The organism is Novosphingobium rosa NBRC 15208 (assembly GCF_001598555.1).
In the GTDB taxonomy this organism is placed as follows: Bacteria; Pseudomonadota; Alphaproteobacteria; order Sphingomonadales; family Sphingomonadaceae; genus Novosphingobium; species Novosphingobium rosa.
Genome location: NZ_BCZE01000147.1, coordinates 1 through 5584, shown reverse-complemented (window position 1 = coordinate 5584; position 5584 = coordinate 1). Strand labels below are relative to the sequence as shown.

Genomic DNA, 5584 nt, shown 5'->3' with positions numbered 1-5584 from the left:
GGAGCCATATCGGCTTGCGGACACGGTTCGTCGCATAGCTGGCAGCGCCGCGCCAAACTGGCTCGTTGATCGGAAAAGAAAAAAGGCCCAGCTGAAACAGCCGGGCCGTGAAAGTTTTGGGAGAGGATGCCTGAAAGGCAGTTCCTATATGCGCCTCGACCCGATTTTGTGCAAGTGCGAAAAACTACGTGGTCGATGCGAAATTCTGAAATAACCCGAAAACAGGCGGGTCTTTCTTATACTTTAGGTCGGATTGTGCAGAATTCACGGCGCTCTTGATCTTTGCATGCCTGGTCACGCTGCAATGCAAAACACGGCGGGCACTTGAAAAACCAGCCCGAAACGCAACAGCCTCCCCTCACCGTCTTTGGTTCGCTTTGTGGGAAGAGCGGGATCGCCTGCCTTGCGCAAACCCGCCAGAAGATGACTCGCCAGCCTCAGAACCCGGTCCATAGCCATGCTGCGCGGAAAACAGGCAAAAAAAGGCCCAGCTGAAACAGCCGGGCCATGGAAGTTTTGGGAGAGGATGCCTGAAAGGCCTGTTCCGTATGGTCCCCCGAGCCGATTCACGCAATTGCAAAATACTCACGAACCATTGAAATTGGTTGCCTTTTTCAGATTGAGATACACATATCTGATTTTAAATAACTATTTTGTCATACGCTCCCGCCTTGCGGTTGTAAAAATCAGAGTTTTGGGATTTTATGAAATTCCAAAAAACCATTTAGGATTTTTCCGGATTAAAGCAGCCTTCCGATTCGAGAAAGCCACTCAAAATCATACTGAATTTACCATATGGCTTATAATCTGAAATTTCATAAAACCAAATTGGCTCAATTCGCCAGCAACAATGTCGGTCCGGCGCTGTCTTCCAGAAAATAGCGCGTCACGCCGCCCAGCAGGAACTCGCGCAGACGGCTGTGGCCATAGGCCCCCATCACCAGCAGATCGGCCTGCAATTCCGCCAGAGTCGCATCCAGCGTCACAGCGATGGAGGCAGCGCGCTCCACCTCCACCACCTCGGCCTTCACGCCGTGGCGCGCCAGATATTTCACCGCATCGCAGACCGGAAAGCCGCCGCTCTTTTCCGCCACGGTCAGCACATGCACCCGCTCGGCCTGAACCAGCAGAGGCACCGCCAGACGCAAGGCCGAGGCGGCCTCATCGCCCCCATCCCAGGCCACGCAGACCACCGAGGGCGGCAGCAGCGTCGCCCCCTCGCGCGGCAACACCAGCACCGGCGTCGCGCCGCGCAGCACCACCTCGCCTACAAAGGGCTGCCCGCGCGACAGGACCACCACATCGTTCAGCCGCGCCGCCTCGGCAATGGCATCGGCAGGCTCGTCCTCGGCGCGCAGGATGTCATAGGGCACATCCTCGTTCAGCAGCCGCTTGTTCAGGGCCTCGGCAAAGGCATCGTCGCCGCTGACCGCCTCGCGCACGATATCGGCGGCCAGATAGCCGCTGCCCATGGCATCGGTCATCAGATAGCGCGCCACGGGCGTGTCGATCAGCACGGTGAGATGGCCGCTGTTGGCGCGGGCCAGCGAGAGGGCCGCCTGAAGCCGGTTTTCGCTCTCGGGGCGGCGGTCGGCAAGGACAAGGATCGAGCGCATGGCGTGTCTCCCGGCGCGGCGGCAAGGACAATGGCCGCCGCATGAGAGTAAAATACTCCAAAAGCGGCGCGGTGCCATGATTCAGGTCAAACCCGGCGCGCCCACATCAAAAAAGGCGCGCCCTTTCGGACGCGCCCTCTTGTTTTCGCGAGGCTGGAAGGTGGCTCAGGCCAGCGCGGGCGCTTCGGCCACGGCATCCTTCAGAGCATCGGCCAGATCGGTGCGCTCCCAGGGGAAGAAATCGCCTTCGGCCTGGCGACCGAAGTGACCATAGGCCGCGCTCGGCTGATAGATCGCCTTGTTCAGGCCCAGACCGGTGCGGATGCCGCGCGGCGTCAGGCCGCCCAGCGAGGCTTCGGCCACCTTGGCGATCGCCTTTTCCAGCACAGCATCGTCCACCGTGCCGGTGCCATGGCTGTCGACATAGAGCGAGAGCGGGCGCGACACGCCGATGGCATAGGCCAGCTGGATCGTCACGCGCTTGGCAAGGCCGGCGGCAACCACGTTCTTCGCCAGATAGCGCGCAACGTAAGCTGCCGAACGGTCCACCTTGGTGGGATCCTTGCCCGAGAACGCGCCGCCGCCATGCGGCGCCGCGCCGCCGTAGGTGTCCACGATGATCTTGCGGCCGGTGACGCCCGCGTCGCCATCGGGGCCGCCGATCTCGAAGCTGCCGGTGGGGTTGATGTGCCAGACGGTGGCGTCCGACACGAAGCCCTCGGGCAGCAGACCGGTGACGGTCTTCTTGACATAGGCCTGCAGTTCGGCGGCCTTGGCGCCTTCGTCATAGCCCGGCGCATGCTGGGTGGAGACGACGATGGCGGTGGCGGCCACCGGCTTGCCGTCCACGAAGCGCAGGGTCACCTGGCTCTTGGCGTCGGGTTCAAGGAAGGGGGCCGCGCCCGAGTGGCGGTCATCGGCCAGCGCCTGCAGGATCTTGTGGCTGTAATACAGCGTGGCGGGCATCAGATCGGGGGTTTCGTCACAGGCGAAACCGAACATGATGCCCTGATCGCCCGCGCCTTCATCCTTATTGGCGCCCGCGTCCACGCCCTGGGCGATATGCGCCGACTGGCCGTGCAGACGGTTGATGAACTCAAAGGTCTCCCAGTGGAAACCATCCTGCTGATAGCCGATGCGCTTGACCGTTGCGCGCACGGTCTTCTCGATCTCTTCCTGAGCGCCCTGCGCCCAGGCGCCATTCTCATAGACGCCCTTGCAGCGGATTTCGCCCGCCAGCACCACCAGCTGAGTGGTGGTCAGCGTTTCGCAGGCGATGCGCGCTTCGGGGTCTTTCGAGAGGAACAGGTCGACGATGGCATCGCTGATCTGGTCGGCAACCTTGTCGGGATGCCCTTCGGAGACGCTTTCAGAGGTGAAGAGATAGTCGCTGCGCATAACCGTCCTGCGATATAAAGGAAGCTTTATGTCCCCTTCCTACGCTTCCTTTCGCCGCAACACAAGAGCGCTGCCGCCAAGAAGAAGCAGGGCCCAGACAAGCGGAAGTGTATTGCCCATTCGCGCAAACAGCGTGGGGCCATGGGCGGGCGGCACGAATCCATCGAAACGGGCGGCGTTTCCACGCGGCGCTGCATGGCGGATCACGCCATCGGCATCGACCACCGCGCTCACCCCGTTGGTGGTGGAGCGCAGCACCGGCAAACCCTCCTCAATCGCCCGCAGGCGGGCCTGCGCGAGGTGTTGGGGCGGCCCCCAATCGCCGAACCAGCCATCGTTGGAGGGGTTCACGATATAGTCCGGGCGATGCTCGCGATCGACCACCTGCCCCGAGAAAATGATCTCGTAGCAGATCTGCATGCCCGCCTTGCCGAGGTCGGCCAGATCCACCGTGCGCGGGCCGGGACCGGGACGAAAGTCTATCTCCCCCGGCACCAGCCGGGCGATGCCCAGCGGCTCCAGCAGGCCGCGCATCGGCAGATATTCGCCGTAAGGCACCAGATGGGCCTTGGCATAGCTGCCGATGATGCGCCCATGGCCATCGAGCGCGGTGATGACATTCTGCCCATCCACCGCCTCCTTGCCCTTGATGTCGAGATCGACCGAGCCGGTCAGCAGCACGCTGTTGATGCCCGCCACCCGGCCTAGCCGCCGCCGGGCCAGCGTGGGATCGCCATAGGCGGTGCTGTCATAGAACCACGCCGGATAGCCATCGCGCATAAAGTCCGGCACGCCCGATTCCGGCCAGAGCAGGATGCGGCGGTCGGCGGCATGCAGCGGCAACGAGAGGCGGGCGGTCTGCTGGAACTGGACCTCGAAATTGGCAGGATCGTTCAGAACCTCCTGCTCGATGTTGGGCTGAACCAGCGTGTAGGGAATATGGCCCTCCGCCGGATGCGAGGACGCAGGCCAGAGCAGCGCGCCGCCTGTCAGCACGGCAGGCACGGCGATCAGGGCAGCAGCGTGAGCGCGCTGGGCAGGCCAGAGCATCACGCCCACCGCCATCGCCGCCGCCAACCCGGCGGCCAGCCCGGAGAGCGCATAGGTGCCCAGCCATGGCAACAACACCGCCAGCCCGATATGGCTGCCATCGCCCATCAGCGCCACGCCCAGCGGGTTCCAAGCAAAGCCGGTGAACAGCCATGAACGCAGCCACTCGCTGACGATCCACAGGCCCGCAAAGCCCGGCACCAGCGCCAGAGGCCGCCGGCGCAGAGCCCAGGCTCCGCCCGCCGCCAGCGCCGGAAACACCGCCAGATAGAGCGAGAGCAGCACCACCGCGATGCCGCCCAGCCAGCCGGGCATCTTGGCCTGATAGGTAAAGGCTGCGGCGATCCAGCTGTTGCCTGCGGAAAAATGCCCCACACCCCAGACCCAGCCGATCAGCGCGGCGCGATGCCAGGAGGGCGCGCGCGCGACCAGCCAGACCAGCCCCCCCACGCCCAGCAGCATGGCGGGCCACAGGTCGAGCGGCTGGAAGCCCAGCGCGGCGACAGCGCCCAAAGCGATGATCAGCGCGGTGTAAAGGCTTGCGCGAAGCAGGGCCTGCAATCTGGATCGGGAGTGGGAAGTTTCAGCCATGGCGGGTGGCTTAGAGCCTTTTCAAGACAGGTGGAATCACCCGGCATTCAAGAAAACGCGCGCCGCACAAAAAACCGGGGCGGTTGGCCCGATAGCATCGGATCAACCGCCCCGGTCTGTGTCTGGTTTGCCCGCCCTTCATCAACTGGAGGACAGCGCGCAGATCAGCCGATCTGCTCGGCCTCAGCAGCCTTGGCGGCGGCTTCGGCAGCCTTTTCAGCCGCCGTTTTGCGGGGCGCGCGCGGACGCTTGGGCTTCTCGGCAGGCGCAGCAACCTCTGCGGCGGGCTCGGCAGCAGGAGCCGGAGCTTCCGCAGCGGCGTCGCTCTTGCGGCCAGCCGAAATCGACGGCGGCAGCGAAGAGGCATCGAAGCTCGGCGGCGTCACCACTTCGGCAGGAGCCTCAGCCTCGGCGCGCGGTTCGGCCTTGCGGCGGGGGCGCTCTTCACGGCCCTCGCGGCGCGGACGCACGCCGCGGTTGGCGCGGGTTTCGCGCAGGAAGGGGTTCTCGGCGGGCTCATAGACCACCGACTGGCCCTCAGTCTCGGGCTGCGCCTCAGCCGATTCGGCGGGGGCGGCGGCCTGTTCGCGGGGCTCATGCTCGCGGTTGTCGCGCTGGCGGTTATCGCGAACATCACGGTCACGCCCGTCACGATCACGGCCGTCGCGCTCACGATATTCGCGCGGCTCACGCTGGCCCTGCTCGTCGCGGCGGCGATGATCGCCCCGTGGCTGATCAGAACGCGGCTGATCAGAACGCGGCTGCTCGGCACGCTGTTCGGCGCGCGGCTCTTCACGCTCGCGGCGGGTGTAGACCGGCTGATCGAAGGTGGGGAAATCGCTCTCCACCGAGAATTCAGCGGCGTCTTCGCCCTCGTCGCGGAAGGGCTCGCCATTGTCCTGCCAGCGGTCCTCACGGCGGGCGCGAGC

General features: G+C 64.3%; 4 protein-coding genes and 1 pseudogene. 1 reads left to right on the top strand and 4 read right to left on the bottom strand.

Going from position 1 to position 5584, the window contains the following annotated elements; translation table 11 throughout:
- On the top strand, positions 1 to 214 hold a 214-nt coding region (locus SR3_RS32305; protein ID WP_218018912.1), incomplete at its 5' end, for a hypothetical protein.
- A gap of 619 nt (positions 215 to 833) precedes the next feature.
- On the opposite strand, the gene SR3_RS29900 is transcribed toward SR3_RS32305, so the two are convergent.
- From SR3_RS29900 to SR3_RS32035, 4 genes and pseudogenes are all read right to left on the bottom strand, one after another.
- Entirely contained in the window at positions 834 to 1616 is a 783-nt protein-coding gene (locus SR3_RS29900) for a universal stress protein (RefSeq protein WP_068094978.1), read from the bottom strand.
- 165 nt (positions 1617 to 1781) lie between these two features.
- Entirely contained in the window at positions 1782 to 3014 is a 1233-nt protein-coding gene (gene metK / locus SR3_RS29895) for a methionine adenosyltransferase (RefSeq protein ID WP_068094975.1), read from the bottom strand.
- A gap of 39 nt (positions 3015 to 3053) precedes the next feature.
- Positions 3054 to 4655 (bottom strand): apolipoprotein N-acyltransferase, encoded by a 1602-nt coding sequence (lnt, locus tag SR3_RS29890; RefSeq protein ID WP_068094972.1) that lies wholly within the window; start codon positions 4653 to 4655, stop codon positions 3054 to 3056.
- Positions 4656 to 4819: 164 nt separating this feature from the next.
- Positions 4820 to 5584 (bottom strand): annotated as a pseudogene (locus tag SR3_RS32035) (hypothetical protein); the annotation flags it as partial.

What these genes read in the sequence shown, in the direction of transcription:
- SR3_RS29900 (WP_068094978.1), bottom strand. Translation starts at nt 1,616, where the DNA reads ATGCGCTCGATCCTTGTCCTTGCCGACCGCCGCCCCGAGAGCGAAAAC.
- metK (WP_068094975.1), bottom strand. Translation starts at nt 3,014, where the DNA reads ATGCGCAGCGACTATCTCTTCACCTCTGAAAGCGTCTCCGAAGGGCAT.
- lnt (WP_068094972.1), bottom strand. Translation starts at nt 4,655, where the DNA reads ATGGCTGAAACTTCCCACTCCCGATCCAGATTGCAGGCCCTGCTTCGC.